This window comes from Chloroflexota bacterium (assembly GCA_020850535.1).
Classification (GTDB): domain Bacteria; phylum Chloroflexota; class UBA6077; order UBA6077; family JACCZL01; genus JADZEM01.
The window spans coordinates 41383-57437 of the sequence record JADZEM010000097.1 but is presented as its reverse complement, the minus strand read 5'-3'; the positions used below and the strand labels follow the sequence as shown (position 1 = coordinate 57437).

The 16055-nt window shown below is 71.2% G+C and carries 9 protein-coding genes; 2 read left to right on the top strand and 7 right to left on the bottom strand.

The features are described 5' to 3' along the window. Positions 1 to 327 precede the first annotated feature (327 nt). The 6 genes from IT306_13960 to IT306_13935 form a co-directional block, all read right to left on the bottom strand. On the bottom strand, positions 328 to 1095 hold the full coding sequence (locus IT306_13960) for an MBL fold metallo-hydrolase (GenBank protein ID MCC7369529.1): 768 nt from the start codon (positions 1093 to 1095) through the stop codon (positions 328 to 330). Between the two features lie 113 nt (positions 1096 to 1208). Further along, on the bottom strand, positions 1209 to 6866 hold the full coding sequence (locus IT306_13955; GenBank protein MCC7369528.1) for a DUF4011 domain-containing protein: 5658 nt from the start codon (positions 6864 to 6866) through the stop codon (positions 1209 to 1211). 204 nt (positions 6867 to 7070) lie between these two features. Next, positions 7071 to 9158, bottom strand: a complete 2088-nt coding sequence (locus tag IT306_13950) for a serine/threonine protein kinase (protein ID MCC7369527.1) — start codon at positions 9156 to 9158, stop codon at positions 7071 to 7073. Positions 9159 to 9291: 133 nt separating this feature from the next. Further along, positions 9292 to 9648 carry a PaaI family thioesterase gene (locus IT306_13945; protein MCC7369526.1) on the bottom strand — a complete coding sequence of 119 codons (357 nt, stop codon included), beginning with the start codon at positions 9646 to 9648 and terminating at the stop codon, positions 9292 to 9294. Between the two features lie 189 nt (positions 9649 to 9837). Then, positions 9838 to 10926, bottom strand: coding sequence for a mandelate racemase/muconate lactonizing enzyme family protein (locus tag IT306_13940; protein MCC7369525.1), 1089 nt, complete (start codon positions 10924 to 10926; stop codon positions 9838 to 9840). Positions 10927 to 11100: 174 nt separating this feature from the next. Then, positions 11101 to 12225 carry an aminotransferase class V-fold PLP-dependent enzyme gene (locus IT306_13935; protein MCC7369524.1) on the bottom strand — a complete coding sequence of 375 codons (1125 nt, stop codon included), beginning with the start codon at positions 12223 to 12225 and terminating at the stop codon, positions 11101 to 11103. 189 nt (positions 12226 to 12414) lie between these two features. Here IT306_13935 and IT306_13930 point away from each other — a divergent pair, with 189 nt between their 5' ends. Beyond that, positions 12415 to 12636 carry an addiction module protein gene (locus tag IT306_13930; GenBank protein ID MCC7369523.1) on the top strand — a complete coding sequence of 74 codons (222 nt, stop codon included), beginning with the start codon at positions 12415 to 12417 and terminating at the stop codon, positions 12634 to 12636. A gap of 351 nt (positions 12637 to 12987) precedes the next feature. On the opposite strand, the gene IT306_13925 is transcribed toward IT306_13930, so the two are convergent. Beyond that, positions 12988 to 13731: a cupin domain-containing protein gene (locus tag IT306_13925; GenBank protein MCC7369522.1), complete on the bottom strand. Its 744-nt coding sequence runs from the start codon at positions 13729 to 13731 to the stop codon at positions 12988 to 12990. 66 nt (positions 13732 to 13797) lie between these two features. Between IT306_13925 and IT306_13920 the strand changes: the two genes are divergently transcribed. Then, a complete protein-coding gene (locus tag IT306_13920) occupies positions 13798 to 15810 on the top strand; it encodes a hypothetical protein (GenBank protein MCC7369521.1) in 2013 nt (670 codons plus the stop codon). Positions 15811 to 16055: the final 245 nt, after the last annotated feature.

Here is a 16055-nt window from a genome sequence, read left to right as displayed (position 1 = left end):
CGGGGACTGAAGTCCCCGCCTACCGTCACGCCGTCGCTGCGCGACGGCCGTCGGGAACGGCCGGCACTGGTGCGACTGGAGCGTCGCGCAGCGACTGCAGGATGGTAGGCGGGGCTTTCAAGCCCCGTCGAGGCGGCACGACGACATCAACATGCAATCGCCCTGGGACGTACATCGCGGAGATGGCCGTTGTGTGGGGGCGTGGTGCACATGCGGAACGTACCGGCCATCGTCGCGGACACCACACACTGTGGGGTGCGCCGGAAGCTCTGCTCGCGACCGTCTCAGGCGGCCCAGCCAAGCTCAGCGTAGATCCGTGGGCGACCTTTACGGGTCTGGGAGGTCGACGACGAGGCCGTCGTAGGCAAGGGCCACGTCCGGCGGCAGGCTCGCGCTCTCGCGGACGTACTCCACGTCGTGGTTCATGTGCGTCAGCAGCGTCTGCTTTGCGCCGACCGCCCGGCCGATGGCGATGGCTTCGTCCATCGAGAAGTGCGTGGGGTGCGGGCGCGGACGCAGGCCGTCGATGACCAGCAGATCCAGCCCGCCCAGCAGCGCCAGCGACGACTCGGGGATGCCGTTGGCGTCGGTGAGGTAGGCCATGCCGCCGATCCGCCAGCCGCACGAGCGGATGCGCCCGTGCTGGAGATCGACGGGCGTCACCGGCACGCCGAGGAGGTCGAACGGCTCCTCGACCACCTTGAAGGTCAGATGGGGAATCCATCCGAGCAACGATGTGCCCGCGAAAGCATAGTCGAAGCGCGTCTGGAGGACGTGGGCCGTCTGGGCATTGCCGTAGCAGGGCAGCTCGCCGTTGAGCGGGACGTTGAACGCTTTGAGATCGTCGATGCCGTGGACATGGTCGGCGTGGAAGTGGGTGTAGAGCACCGCGTCGATCTGCCGGATGCCCGCCCGCACCGCCTGCAGCCGCACCTCTGGACCGGTGTCCACCAGGAAGGCCCGGCCATGCGCCTCGATCAGCGCCGAGGCTCGCATGCGATGGTTGCGCGGGTCCGGCGACGTACAGGTCACGCAGGTGCAGCCGATGACCGGCGTGCCGTGAGACGACCCTGCTCCGAGGATCGTCAGGCGCATGCTGTCAGGCGCACAGTGTCAGACCCATGCAGGGGAGAATCGACAGGGCATGCGCGAACTGTAGAGCCGGCGATGGCCCGACTGCAATTTGCCGTGGACGTACCTCAGGCGTCTCAGGCGCCGGCGAGGCTCAGGTTGCCGCCGACCTCGGCGAGTGCGCCGCGCTGCTGCTCCCGATCCACCACGCTGCCAACCGCGGCCCTGATCTTGCTGCCGGTCCGCTGGTAGCCGAGCGCGCGCGCCACGCCGACCACCAGCGAATCGCGCGGCATCGCCAGCTCGCGTCGCAGGACGGCCTTGATGGCTTCGGCGATCTCGCCGTCGTCCACCTGCTCGATAGGACGAGCGACCACCGGGGGCATGAGCCGTGTGGCGGGCTGAGACGCCGGCGGCACGGTGGGAGTCTGCCCGGCGAGGCCGGTCGGCGGCATCGTGAGGCCGGTCGGCGGCATCGTGAGGCCGGTCGGCGGCATCGTGAGGCCGGTCGGCGGCATCGTGAGGCCGGTCGGCGGCATCGTGAGGCCGGTCGGCGGCGTGGCCGGGCCGGCGCCCGTGAGCGCGGTCTGCGCGCCGCGCACGTCCGGTCGCGTCCGTCCGGCTGCCGGCTGATCCGCCGGCTTGAGCACCGCCAGCGGCTGCTCGTCGTCCAGCAGCAGGCCGTCGCGCTGCTGGCGTCCGCGCTCCACGGCGGCCACCAGGCGTTTCACCTCGTCGCGCTGAGCGGTGAGCCAGTCGGTTGACCAGACCCGGTGCAGCGGCCACCCCAGCCGTTCCAGCACTTCCTGGCGGAGACGGTCGCGGTCGCGGGCCGTGGGCAGGGCGCCGAACGTCTGGCCATCGCACTCGATGGCCAGGACGTAGCGGCCCGACTCCTCGCGGACGGCCAGGTCGACCGGCTGCAACCCGACGCCGACGCCCGCCACGACCTCCATCCGCTCCAGGCCCGGCGTGCGGCGCATCTCGGCCGCGAGAGCGGCCTGCACCGCGCCCTCGAACGGCGACGCTGCCCCTCCGCCCGTTGCCGCGCCGATGGGCGAGTCGAGGATGGCGGCCGGGCCGCGCTCGGCGTAGTCGAGGTACTGGCGCAGCAGACGCAGGCCGGCCGGGCGCTGCGGGCTGGCGTCGATCTGGTGCGCCCGCACCGAGGACACCACGGTCAACTGCTGGCGGGCGCGCGTGACGGCGACGTTCAGCCGCCGCTCGCCGCCGGGCAGGTTGAGCGGCCCGAAGCTCATCGTCAGGCGACCGTCGGCGTCCGGGCCGTACCCGACCGAGAAGAGGATCACGTCGCGCTCGTCGCCCTGGACGGCCTCCAGGTTCTTGACGAACAGCCCCTCGTCCGCGCCGTCGTCGGCCAGCAGCGGCTCCAGGTCGGGGTTGGCCCGTCGGCGCGCCTCAAGCTCGGTCAGGATCTGGAGCATCTGGGCCTCGGAGAAGGCGATCACGCCGAGGCTCTGCCGCTGCTCGGGCGGCACCGCTGCCTGGGCCTCGACGTGCGCCACCACCAGGTCGGCCACCGTGGCGGCTTCGACGGCGTTGGCACGGGTGCGGCCACGGTCGTAGACGCCGTTCGGGACGTGATGCAGCCTGACCACGCGCTCGTCGGCGTCGGGGCTGGGGAACGTTTGCAGGCGGCCACCGTAGATGGCGGCGTTCGAGAAGGCGATCAGGTGCTCGTGGCGGCTGCGGTAGTGCCAGAGCAGCGAGCATTCGGGGACGCCGGCGTTGAGACAGGCGTCGAGCACGCTTTCGGGCGGCTCCTCGTCCAGGTCGTCGTCAGCCGTCTGAAGGCTGGTCACCTGGAAGAAGCGCGTCGGCGGCAACTGGCGGCGATCCCCGACCACCACGACCTGCTTGCCCCGCCCGACCGCGCCGATGGCGTCAGCCGGCAGGATCTGGCTGGCCTCGTCGAAGATGACGAGGTCGAACGTCACATCAGACTCGCCCAGGTGCTGCGCGACGGACAGCGGGCTCATCAGCAGGCACGGTTTTACGCGGGGCAGGAGGGTTGGCATCTCGGCGAAGAGGCGTCGGAGCGGCTTGAAGCGCCGCTGCTTGCGCCCCTCGCGGAGCAGCAGCCCGACCTCCGACTGGCTGCTCGCTACGCCCGAGGCCGGCGGTCGTTGCGCCAGCAGCCGCTCGCCGATGCGTCGCGCCGCGATCTCCCACTGCTTGCGGTCGAGCGTGCGCATCTCCTGGATCAGCGTCTCGTGCCCTTCGCGGCGGAAGCGGGCGAGGGCCGGCGCGTGATCGTAGCGCCAGGTCAGCCAGAGCGTGAACAGCTGCTTGAGGAAGGCGTCAACCCAGAGGTTGGGCGGCGGCGTCTCCTGCATCAGGGCCTGCACGAAGCCGCCGAGGCCGGCCGATTCCAGCTCCCGCGTCACGGTGCGGGCGTCGATCCACTCGGCCAGCCGGGGCAGCGCGGCGTGGCGATCCCGCGCCCAGGCCGCGATGGCCGGCAACGTCGCCCGGTCGATGGGCCGCGATCCGATGGCCGGGCCGCCGTCGCCGTAGCTGGCCCCGATCTCGGCGCGCAGCTCCTGCATCCGCCCGAGGGCGCGGTGCAGCTCGGCGCGCTCGGCAACAGGGCCGATCGGCTCGCGCTCGACGGCGGCCACGAACGCCGCTGGCGGTCGGCCGTCGAAGCAGGCGACCATCCGCTCCGTCCAGGAGAGGGCGGTCAGGACGCGCGGCCACTCGGTGCGGAGACCCTGGAAGGACGGGCCGAGATCGTCCGCCAGCGCGGGCATGGCCGCCCCGAACTCGGCCTCGAAGGTGAGGCAGGCGAGGGCGTCGCGGGCCTCGGCCAGCAAGGTGGCGGCCGAGGTGGTGGTCAGCTTGCGGCTGGCGTGGAGCTGATCCGACGCCGCCCAGAGTGGCGCGAGTGCCTCCAGCCAGTGCTGGAGGTCGGCGGCGACGGCCGGCAGCGGGTGAACGTGGTAGTCCGGGCCGCCGCCCCCACGCTCCGCCCCCGAGACCGGGTTCTGCGTCGCCAGATCGCGGCCTGCCACCCGTTCGAGGATCGTCATGGCGGCGTCCAGCTCGGCCAGGGCGGCCCGCAGCGACTCGGTGGGCCGGCGCAGCGGGCCGGGGTCGTCCTCGTCGAGCAGCAGTGCACGCACGCGCGGCCAGCGGGAGACGTTCCCGAGCAGGGCTTCGAGCGCCTGTACGGCCCCAAGCGACCGGTGCAGGGCCTCCCAGTCGGTCCGCTCGCCCTGGTAGTGCCGTCCGAAGACGTTCGCGAGCGCGCCTGCCGCCTGCCCGAGCCACGCCTCGGCGGCGCAGAGCTCGCGCCAGTGCCAGATCGCTGCCTGGGCGGCTTCGTAGTCAAGGCCGGCGGCGGCGTGCTCCGGGCGCAGGTGATGCTTGAGCGTCCCGAGGTCGGCGTACCAGGACGGCCGCAGCGCGCGCAGCCAGGAGCCGTAGCCGGACGCGAAGCGCTCGGCCATCTCGGGGGTGATCGCCGTCAGCACGCCCTCGTCGAAGCGCTCCAGCAGCGCGAGACGGTTGGTGCGAGCGCGCTCGTGCTGGCGCGCGGCCTCCTCAGCCTGGCCGATCAGACGGCCGGCGGCTCCCGGCTGGAGCCATTCGGCCGTCGGATGGGGAGCCGTGCCGATGACGTCGGCAACTCGCAGCGCACGCTCCAGCTCGCCGCGGGCCTCGGGGGCGGCCATCCCGAGTGGTCTCGCCAGCTCGGCGGCGGCGTCGAGTGCGGCCGGGATGGCGCGCAGCACGCGTGCCGTGCTCTGCTCGACGGCGGCGCGGGCGCCGAGGGCACGGTCCACGGCCGGCCCCTCGCCGCGCAGCCGGGCGATCGCGCCAAGCTCGACGCGCTCGATGGCGGCAACGATGCTCGACAGATCGAGCGCGAAGAGCGTCTCGTGGTAGTGCGACAGGAGCGTCAGGCGTCGCTGGACATGCCCCTGGCAGCGCCCGCCCCACAGACCGACGCGCTCGACCAGGGCTGAGAGGTCTGGCCGCTCCAGCCAGCGCCCGAGGGTGGCCGGCCGCTCCTCCAGCAGCGCGAGCGCCTGGAGCAGCCAGCGCGCGCCGCTCAGCGTCGGCTCCGGCGCGAGGCCCCAGCGATGGCTCGCGCGGGCGTGGACCTCGGCCAGCTCGTCGGATGCCGTGGCGAGACGGTCGAGCGTGGTCTGGAGCTGCGCCTGCACCAGCGGGTTCCAGCGCTGGACCGTGCAGCCGAACCAGGGATGCTGTTCGGGCGCGGTGACGACGCCGGCCAGCGGGACCAGCCGCCGGCCGAGGTCGAGCAGCCGCATCGTCTTCTCGCCGCTCAACGCGCTGATGGTGGGCACGTCGAACAGGACGCGCGGGGCGGACGCCCGCTTCGCCAGCTCGCCGTGCAGCGCGAAGGCCGACGCGCCGAGCGGGTTGTGATGGTCGTGCAGGGCGCGGGCGTAGGCGTTGAGGGCGGCGCGGCGCTCGGCCAGCAGGGTGAGGTCGTCGGTCGGGACGGGTGCCGGGTGGTGCATCGTCTGTGGAAGCGCGCCGGCCAGCGCCGTGACGACGGCCTTCTTGTCGCCGCCGTGCCCGTGCGCCTCCAGGCAGAACTCGCCGAGGCCGGCTGCCCGCAGCCGCTTCGCGACGACCTGGAGCGCGGCCAGCTTCTCGCTGACGAAGAGCACCGTCTTGCCGCGCGCGAGCGTCTCGGCGATGGCGTTGGCGATGGTCTGGGACTTGCCTGTCCCTGGCGGTCCCTGTACCACGAGGTTGCCGCCCTTGCGGATCGCCGCCAGGACGGTGCGCTGGCTGGCGTCGGCGTCGAGCACCTGGAAGGTCTCGTGCGGGTGCTCCTGCTCGTCCAGGTGGACCGGATCGGGGAGTGTCAGGCTGGTCAGGCCGCCGGGATCGCCGGCGAGCGCCCGCACGACCGGGTGCTTGCCGAAGCGCGCGCGGTTGGCCTCCAGATCGGCGTACATCGCCTGCTTCGCAAAGGAAAACAGGCCCAGGAAGGCGCCATCGCGGATCTCCCAGCCGTGATCCCGCGCAACCGTCGCCTCGCCGATGCTCTGCCTGAGTGCGTCGAGGGTGACGGTGTAGTCCAGGTCGGCCTCGGTGTCGGGCAGGGCCAGTGTCAGCCGGTAAGTCTGCTCCAACTGGAACGTCAGCGCGGGGTTGAGGATCGGCGGCTCGTCGAGCGGCGTCAGGGTGTACGGATCGCCGGTCCGCTTGCGGTCGAGCCTGACAGGCAGCAGCAACAATGGACTGATCGGCCGGTCGGCCTCGTTCGGGAGGGTCCACTCCAGCAGCCCGAAGGCGACGTAGAGGATGTCGATGCCCTGCTCCTGAAGGGCGGAGCGGGCGCGCAGGCGCAGCCGGTAGAGGAGCGTTTCGAGGCGGGCGGGATCGTGGTCGAGCAGGATCTCGTCGCGCTTGAGCGTTACGCCCCCCAGCCCCTTCCCCGTACGCGGGAGCGGGGTGTCTCCCCCGGGCTGGGGGTGGGGGGCGTCCTCCACAGTGTCGGTCAGGTCGAGCGGCTGCTGCGCGGCGACGGGAGGCCGGGCAATGGTCTGCTTGCGCTCGCGGTTGGCGAGCCGGTCGAACAGCTCGGCGGCGGCGGGCTGGGCGACGGGGACGCCGCGCTGACCGCTCCGACCGCCGCCCCCGCCGGCTGGCTGGAAGTGGAGCAGCCGGTTGTTCCGCGAGAGGTCGAGCAGTTCGCGCTGCCAGCGGTCGATTGCCGTGCTGACGTGCGCTGTCGGCGACGTGGATGCCGGCGGTGCTCCGGCCCCTGCTGGGTGCGCTTCCTGCATTCGCCTTCCCGATCCTGCCCCGAATGGTACCGCGAACGGGGCGTCTCGTGAAGTAGCGGCGCGTCAGCCGCCCTGTTGTCCATTCGCCCAATGGGAACGAGCGGGGGCGTTCTCAGGTGATGACTACCCCGTTGTGGGATCTGAGATCGTGGCGTCGTGGGCCGCGGATATCCGTCAGGTGGATGTGCGGGTACGGCCTCGGCGTCAGTCGCGTCGGCGCCAGGGGAGTCGCCAGAGGTTCACGGATCTGCCTGACACGGCCAGAGTATGGCCGTCAGCCGACACGGCCATGGCGCGGATGCTTGTTTCCGGACCGAGGATGCCCGACACTGCACCGTCGGCCACGCGCCACAGCACCGTGCCGACAGTGTTCGACGCTGCAGCCAGGGTGCGCCCATCGGCAGAGAATCCCAGGCCGTAGATCGTTCCCGCGTCTGGCTGCTCTGGCTTGAGGACGCGGATGGCGCTGCCATCAGCCGCCTTCCAGAGGCGCACCGTGGCGTCGCGACTGGCCGAGGCCAGCGTCTGGCCGTCTGGCGAGAACACGACATGCCAGACCTGGTCCGTGTGCCCGGACAGGCGATGAAGCTCGCTTTCGTCAGAAACGCGCCAGAGTCGGACGGTGGCGTCTCCGGCGGCCGAGGCGAGCGTCTGGCCGTCGGGCGAGAAAGCTATCCCCGATACGACGGTTGCGTGCCCGCGCAGCGCGCCGATCTTGGCAAGGTTGGATGCCCGCAGCAGGTGGATGACGCCGTCAAACCGGCCGGCCGCGACCGTCTGCCCGTCCGGGGAGAAGGCCATGCCCCCGACGCCAAGTCCAAGCTCCAGGATCTCGATCTGCTGCTGCTGGGCCACGTTCCAGAGCTGCACCGTGGATCCACGGACGATCCCCAGGACATCGCCGGACGGCGAGAACTTCAGCCTGGAGACCAGCGGCTCCGCCGTGGGGAAGCTGAAGAGCTGGCTGCCGTCGGCGGTGTTCCAGAGGCTGAGCTTGCCATAAGAATCGCCAACGGCAAGCGTCTTTCCGTCAGGCGAGAGGGCGAGGGCGTATCCGTCAAGCTGGAGCTCTCGTCCCTTGACCGGGTCGGCGGCTGGGGGCGTCGGGGAGGGCGTGGCCGGCGCGCGGGTGGGCGAGGCGGCGTCCTTTGCACTGGCGGCAGGGGCGGCACGGGCGGCAGGGGCGGTGGCCGGGGGCCTCGGCGTGGGCGTCGCGCTCGAGGTCGTTGGGATCATGGGGATGCCGGCCGCCTGGAACGCCAGGACGCCGATCCCGGCAGCGGCCACGCCCATTCCCACGGCCAGCGCCCGCCTCCGCGTGACCCGACGTGGCTCATCTGTCGCGACGGTCGGCTGTCCGCGAGTCGGTGGTGGAGTCTCGACCGCTGCTCGCAAGGGCGCGGTGGGGGCCGGCTGCGGCAGGGGCGGCGGGGGTGCGACCTGTGTCGTTACTTGACTGGCTGGGGTGGGGCTGTGCGCGGCGGCCCGCAGGGCCGTGATGAAGTGTGCCCCGGAGGCGTAGCGGTCTGCCGGATCTTTCGCCATGACCTTGAACAGGGCCGCCTCGATCGCTTCGGGCAGCGCTGGATTGAGCGAGCGCGCCGGCGGAAGCGGCTTGTCGAGGTGGGCGCGGAGCAGCGCCAGCGGCGTCTCGCCCAGAAACGGCGGACGCCCGGTCAGCATCTCGTACGCCACCACGCCCAGGCTGTACAGGTCGCTCGGCGGCCCGGCTGGCTGTCCGTCGGCCTGCTCCGGCGACATGTACATCGGCGTGCCGACGATCAGTCCGGCCTGACTGAGCATCGTGCTGCCTTCGACGATCCGCGCGATGCCGAAGTCGCTGAGTACGACGCGCCCATCCGTGGTGAGCAGGACGTTGGACGGCTTCACGTCGCGGTGGACGATGCCCTGCGCGTGTGCGTAGTCGAGCGCCGACGCGAGTGGCTCCAGGCTGTGGAGCGCCTCGGCGATGCTCCACGGCCCGCGTCGCAGGCGTCCCGCCAGTGTGCCGCCGCCCAGGTACGGGCTGACCATGTACGTCCAGCCGTCCTGCTCGCCGAAGTCGTGGATGGTCAGGATGTTCGGATGGTCCAGCCGGGAGATGGCGCGGGCTTCGCGGCGAAATCGTTCGAGGTACGTCGGGTCCGTCGCGTACTGAGGCGACAGGAACTTGATGGCGACGTACCGGTCAAGGCGCGTGTCGTACGCACGCCAGACCTGCGCCATCCCGCCGGCCCCAGCGGGCTCCATCAGCCGATACGGTCCTATCGCCGACCCAGAGGTGAGCAGCATCGGCATGTCCTCCTGCACGCTACGGGTGGCGATCTGTCGAGCATGCGCCGATCGCTCGATCACCAGTGCAGTGTCCGGAATGCATTCTCGCAGGGGTGGTACGGCCGTCAGGTTGGGTGATGTGCCAGTGCGCTCAGGAGATGACGAGCTGGGTCTGGGTGGTGAGGGAGAGCAGCCGACCGCTCTCGTCGGTGATCGCGGTCTGCCAGACCATCGTGCGGCGGCCCTTGTGGAGCGGCGTCGCGGTGGCACGCATGATGCCGGCCCGGCCGGCCGCCAGAAAGTTGGTCTTCGACTCGATGGTGGTGGTGTGTTCGCCGGGCTTGAGATTCACGACGGTGGCGACGGCTCCGGTCGTGTCGGCCAGGGCCATCAGCGTGCCGCCGTGCACGATGCCGCTGCCGTTCTGGATCTCCTGGCGGATCTCCAGCTCGGTCACGACGCGGTCGAGGCTGGCCTCCACCACCTTGATGCCGAGGAAGCCAGCCATCGTGCCGGCGAGCCGCTCGTTGATGTGGTCGGGGTTCGTCGAGCCACGGTCGATGCTCATGCGCGTCCTTGCTGCGCGTGGTTGCTCGTGGGGCGCGCTGCGCGGGAGCGGCCACGCCGAGATGGTAGCGCATGGCCGGCGCGGCGCCGTGACCGTTCTCGTCCCCCTGCTCCCATGTCGACCGGCGCTCTACCCGACGGTGTAGCGCTTGAGCGCCGCCCGATCGAACGTGAGTCCGAGGCCCGGCTTCTTCGGGACGACGATCTGCCCATCTTCGATGGCCGGCGTCTCCTCCATCAGCAGGTGCAGGCGCGGCATGTACTCGACCGTCAGCCCGTTGGGGATGGCCGAGATCAGGTGGACGTGGACCTCGGGGATCAGGTGGCTGACGACGGGCAGGTTGTACGCCTCGGCCATGCCGGCCACCTTGAGCCACTGGGTGATGCCGCCGACGCGCACCAGATCGATCATCACGATGTCGATGGAGCGCGCTTCGAGCAGGTGGCGGAACGGCACGATGCCGTAGTGGTACTCGCCGGCCGCGATGGGCGTCGTCAGGGCGTCGGCGATCCGTGCCAGGCCAGCGTAGTCGTCGTGCACGGTGGCGTCCTCGAGCCAGTAGAGGTGGTACGGCTCGATCTGCCGTCCGATCTCGATGGCTTGATTGACGCTCCACAACTGGTTGATGTCGCACATGAGATCGATGTCGGGGCCGATGGCCTCGCGCATGACGCGGACGCGCTCGACTGACTCGGCGATGGTCGCCTCGGAGCCGCACTGCATCTTCATCTGCCGGAAGCCCATCTCGACCAGCTTCGGGCCAGCCTCCGCGAGGTACGAGGCGGGGAACGGCCGGATCAGCGCGCCGCTGGCGTAAGTGGGCGCGCGGTCTCGGAGGCCGCCGAGCAGCTCGCTGAGGGACTGATTGACGGCTTTGCCCTTCAAGTCCCAGCAGGCCATGTCGATGGCGGACAGCGCCAGGGTGAAGATGCCGCCGGGGCCGGCCGAGCCGGCGGCCAGCCGCAGCTTGGCGGCGATCCGCTCGACCTGGGTAGGATCGTCGCCGATCAGCAGCCGGGCGAGGTCGTCCACGGCCTGCCGGAGCGCATTGTTGAGGGCGGCCCCGAAGAACGTGACGCCGATGCCGACGAGGCCGTCGTCGGTGCCCAGCTCCAGCGTGACGAAGTCCATGGTGGCCGGCGACGGCGCGCGATTGAACAGGAGTGTCGTGTCGGCCGGCGTGACGACGGCGCGGGTGGTGACGTGCGTGATCTTCACGGGTCCCGCCTTCCTGGTGGCTGCGTCATTGCTGCATCACCCAGTCCGACCGGTAGGTTAACGGCGCGCGGGATGCTCGACAAGGTGCGAGACTGCGCGTCTTACCGCGTTGTGGGGACACCAACGAGCGTGCAATCGCTCTCGGTGCGACCTGGCCTTCGGGGCAGCGCGCCACTATCTGGCAGGGTCGCGGGTCAGCAGCCGTTGGAGCGCGTCGAGCACCAGTTGATCTTCGCCCGGCTCCAGCGTCTGCGGGTTGAGCGCGATGGCGTCCGCGCCGACCGGGCTGACTGCGATGCGCGGCGAGCCGTCCCAGAGCGCCGCCACCATCTGGTCGCGCGTCCACGGGCACGGCTCCGCGAAATGAACGATGGCCCGACTGTGCGGCTGCCCGGCCTCGCTGGGGTAGCCGCGCTCGACGGTCACGCCAGGGACCACCTCCAGCGCCCGAATCCAGCCCTGCACCACGCGCTCGTACGAGGCGAGCAGGGCCGGCTCGTCCTGCTGCAGCGACCACTCGACGGCTGCCAGCGCGCCGAGCATCTCTTCCTTGCCGACCTTCATCGGGCGGCCGATGCTCTGGTTCGGCGCACCGTTGGCGTGACAGCCGTCGACGATGGTCTGGCGGCCAAGCACCAGCCCGCTCGACTGCGGCCCGCGCAGGCCCTTGCCGCCGCTGAAAATGGCGATGTCCGCGCCAAGCTCCTTCGTATAGTGCCAGAGGTTCGAGATCGGCGGGATCTGCGCGGCGGCGTCCACCAGAACCGGCACGCCGCGCTCGTGGGCGATGGCGATGACGTCGGGCAGCGGCAGCGCGCCAGCGGCCCAGTTCGCGCCGGCGAAGTAGAGGACGCAGGCGGTTTGCGGTGTGAAGGCCGCCTCGAGCTCCCAGCGCTGCGTCGCGTGCGCCATGCCGATCTCGACCAGCCGCGCGCCGGTCTGGCGGGCGGCATGGTCGTAGCCGTTGCGGTGGCCGCGGTGGATGATGACCTCGGCGGGCGGGCCGTCGAAGTGGGGCAGCTTCGAGATCTTCGCGGGGTCGGTCCCGGTGATGCAGGCCGCCACCGCCACGCTGATGCCGCCGGCCGCGCCGGACGAGATGTAGCAGGCCTCGTTGCCGGTCTGCTCGGCGATGCGGGCGGCGGCGCGCTTGTGGAGGTCCACCAGATCGACGAACGAGCCAGCGGCGGCGGCCATCGCGTCCAGCACCGGCCGCGGCATGCGCGAGCCGCCCAGGCGGGTCAGTGTTGCCGACGCGTTGACGATGGGCCGTACGCCGAGCGACTCGTAGCTGGTCATCAGAGGAGGCCTCCAGCGAGGTCGGGTCGCCGGCGGGCGGACGCGTGGCAGGTTGGGCTCGCCGGCAGGGGACATCGTAGCCGGAACCCGAGGCTGCGCGGCGGCACGTGAGTGCTCTGCTTGCCTTCATCTATCGACACGCGCCTCGTGTGCCCTACACCCTACACTCGTGTGCCCTACAGTGGGTGCATGCACGTCTCTGACCACGACATCGCAGCCATGTCGACCGATGAGCGCCTGGACCTACTCGAATGGCTCTGGGAACGTCTGTCCCCTGACGACGATGCAGTCTCACTGACCGACTCCCAGCGCATCGAGCTGCATCGGCGGCTCGATGCGCTCGACCGCGAAGGGGCGGTTGGCGTGTCGTGGGCTGATGCCCTGCGTGAGGCGCGGCGCCCCGGAGCGTGAGTCGTCTCATCGTTCGCGCTGCTGCCGTTGCGGACAATTCGCGATGCGTACCAGTGGTACGAACAGGCACGCGAAGGGCTTGGCGAGGAGTTTCTCGCCGCACTCACTGCGACGCAACGCCGCGTGCTTGAGTTTCCGCAGAGCTTCCCGATCCTGGAGCGCGGTCTACGTCGAGCGCTGCTGCCGCGACGCTTCCCGTTCGGCCTGTTCTTCCGAATACCGAATAGAGGACGATGTGATTGTCGTTGTCGCGTGCCTGCACGCGCGGCGGGATCCTTGTGAATGGATGTCTCGTGCGTGACCTCAGTTGCACCCAGTGCTTGCCGTGGCCGGCCAGCCCGCCGCTCTCATTCACGGGATGGCGGCGGGCTGGCCGGCCGGCACCAGTTGCGCCGACAGCAGCCGGGCTGGCGACGCCCCGGCGTTCCGGAGCCGGTAGGGGACGCCAGGATCCGCCACGTACCCTTGCTGGCGGCCGAGCGTGAACGGCACCCCGATGTACTCCAGCTCCCAGTCGCCGGACAGCGCGTAGGCCAACTCCGGCCCGGTCCGCCGCGCGAGCGGCATCATCGCCCCGGCCGCGAAGGTCATCGTCGTGAGGCGGGCCTCGTACGGGCCGGCCACCAGCCCGATGGCCGGCGGGCTGACCACCGCCGCCCCCGGCGCCCTGGCCTCCGTGTCCCGCTCCAGCAAGATCGCCCACACTTCGAGGCCCGCCGCGGGGTCGCCGCCCGCACTGGTGGCACGGGCTGACGAGGTGTGCAAGTGGCCGATCCCGCCAGGGACCCAGGCCGCCGTGCCCTCGGGCATCAGCAGGCCCTGGCCATCGTCGATCACCAGGTACGAGCTGCCAGACGCCGCGTAGATAAATCCTGGCGCGTGGGCGTGGGCGTCGTCGTTGAGCGGGTGGCGGCGGCGCAAGACCCAGCGTCGATCTGACGGCGCTTCGTCCAGGAACCGGGCGGCCAGCGTGACCGAGGTGATCGTGGTCGGGAGCGCCAGCGACTGCGCGCTCGCCGGCCGGCCGGCGTCGAGCAGCCAGACCGCCGCGCCAATCGGCAGCCAGAGCGCCAGCGCCAGGAGGCTGCGCCGCATCCGGGACATGGGCCAGTCTAGCACCGTCCTGCGAGACCCACCAGGATTCGGTTCGTTCTGGCAAGCATGCACCGACTGCTGTTGGCGACACTGCTCGCGCTGCTCGCATGTACGTCTGGATTCCGTCACGCGCCGGCGGCGCTGGGCGCGCCTGTGGGCCAGCCTGCCACCACCATCGTGCTCGTCGCCGGGGACGCTGCGAGCGTGGCCGCCGTCCCCGCTGCGCTGGAGGATGCCGCCGCTGCCGGCCGGCCGGCGGCCGGCGTGTGCCTCTCCCTGGACGCGCTCGCCGCAGCCGACGATCAGCAGCGACGGCAGATCGAGGCCCGGCTGCGCCCGGCCCTGACCGCCAGCGGTCTGCCGGTCTGCCTGCTCGTGCGGCCGACCGGCTCGGAGGCGCTGCCGGACGATCCGTCCGCGCTCGCGGGCAAGGTCTCCCGGGCCCGGACGGCGCTCGGCCCCGATCTGCCGGTCGCCGCGCTGCGCCTCGACCTCTCCGAGCGCCCCGTCAGCCCAGAGGCGGCGGCTGCCGCCACGCGGACGGTGGGGCGGCTCGCGCGGGAGCTGACGACCACCCGGCAGCTTCAGGTGGTGGTCGGCCCGTTCGACGGCGTGGACGCCGAGCGTCCGGCTGGGCGCTCGGGCTATCTGCGGGCGCTCGGTCGCTGGTTCGACGGCTGGCATCCGGACGGCGAGCCGCCGGCGGACGTCGCATCCGTGGCGCTCCGACCGGACCGACTCCCGCCCGGCCTGGTGGCCCTGGCGCAGGACTGGCTCCACGGGCGCGGCCTGACCCCCGCCGTGCAGCTCGACGCCACCACTGACGCCGCCGACCGGGCCGTCAGGCCGCTGCTGCTCGCCGGCGGCACGGCGGCTTCGGTGGCGCTCACCCTCCCGAGCGTTGAGCCGACTGGCGGCCTCAAGCGGGTCATCCCAGGTCTGACGCGGGCGCTTCAGGCGGCCCTGCTGCCGCGTCTCGAGCTGCGTGCTGCGCCCGAGCTGGCGCTGCCGGGGCTGGCCCGCAACGACCTGCTGGACGAGCCGGCCGACCGGTTTCCCGCCGACTCGAACAGCCCGGTTCACTGGCGCGGCGATGAGCTGTACGTCTTCACCTCGGTGGGCTGGCCCCGGCTGGGCGGTGGGCCGTCGTTGGAGCAGCTGAGCGCTGGCTCGCGGGTGGTGATTCACGGCGAGCATGACGGCGACCAGATCAGCGGCATGCGCTGGATCGAAGCGACCTATCGCGCGGCCGATGGGACGCTCTACGGCTGGTACCACGAGGAGCCGTCGGGCGTGTGTGGCGACGATCCGTCGCTGCCCGATCCGCTGTTCGACGGACAGCAGCGGCTGCCGCTCGGCCAGCAGATGCCCGTGCGGCAGAGTCAGGAGCGGGGGCCGGCGTTGACTGCCCCACGCATCGGCGCCCTGCTCTCGGAGGACGACGGCGAGCACTGGCGCGACCTCGGCATCGTGCTGGAGGCGCCTTCCTGGGACGGCGCGTGCAGTACGGCCAATCGCTACTTTGCCGGCGGTGTCGGCGACTTCTCGGTGCTGGCCGACCGTGAGGAGCGCTACCTGTACGTCCTGTACACGTCGTTCGATCCTGAGATCGAGCAGCAGGGGATCGGGGTGGCGCGGATCAGCCGTGCGGACCTCGGCCAGCCGGTCGAGCGGGTCTGGCTCTGGACCGGCGACGACTGGCGCGCGCCGGGCCTCGGCGGGCGCGGCGCGATGGTCTACCCGGTCACGGTGGACTGGCACCGGGCGGACGCCAACGGCTTCTGGGGACCGACGGTTCACTGGAACACCTATCTCCAGCGGTACGCCGTCGTGCTGAACCGGGCCGGCGACGCCGAGTGGTCGCAGGCGGGGGCCTACGTGGCCTTCGCGGACCGCCTGGACGATCCGCTCTCCTGGACGGTCCCACAGCGTTTCCGCCAGGGCGGTGACTGGTACGCCCAGCTTATCGGGACCGACGCCGCGCGCCGGGAGACTGACAAACTGATCGGACGGCGGGCGCGCTACTTCGAGCGGGGCCTCTCGCAGCTTGAGGCGATCTTCCACCGCCCCGGCGAGTAGACAGGGCCGGGATACGGAGCCGAGCGGTGGCTGCAAAACGCACGTCATCGCGCTGGACGGCCCGTATACTTGAGGCCATGGTCAAGATTCCTGGCTGGCCAACTGGTGGCTCTGCGCCTGCGAGTGGCGCGGTCAGCGGCGTGGTCGAACGGGCGCGCCGGGCGGCCGGGCCGGAGATCGACGGGCGCAAAGTGCTCACGCGTTTCCTGGGTGTGGTGACGCGGGTGCCCCGCTACCTCCGTCTC

Bases quoted from the DNA above. Each gene is read 5' to 3' on its own strand.
- IT306_13945 (MCC7369526.1), bottom strand. From the start codon at position 9,648: ATGGCTGGCTTCCTCGGCATCAAGGTGGTGGAGGCCAGCCTCGACCGC.
- IT306_13955 (MCC7369528.1), bottom strand. From the start codon at position 6,866: ATGCAGGAAGCGCACCCAGCAGGGGCCGGAGCACCGCCGGCATCCACG.
- IT306_13930 (MCC7369523.1), top strand. From the start codon at position 12,415: ATGCACGTCTCTGACCACGACATCGCAGCCATGTCGACCGATGAGCGC.
- IT306_13925 (MCC7369522.1), bottom strand. From the start codon at position 13,731: ATGCGGCGCAGCCTCCTGGCGCTGGCGCTCTGGCTGCCGATTGGCGCG.
- IT306_13935 (MCC7369524.1), bottom strand. From the start codon at position 12,225: ATGACCAGCTACGAGTCGCTCGGCGTACGGCCCATCGTCAACGCGTCG.
- IT306_13960 (MCC7369529.1), bottom strand. From the start codon at position 1,095: ATGCGCCTGACGATCCTCGGAGCAGGGTCGTCTCACGGCACGCCGGTC.
- IT306_13950 (MCC7369527.1), bottom strand. From the start codon at position 9,158: ATGCTGCTCACCTCTGGGTCGGCGATAGGACCGTATCGGCTGATGGAG.
- IT306_13920 (MCC7369521.1), top strand. From the start codon at position 13,798: ATGCACCGACTGCTGTTGGCGACACTGCTCGCGCTGCTCGCATGTACG.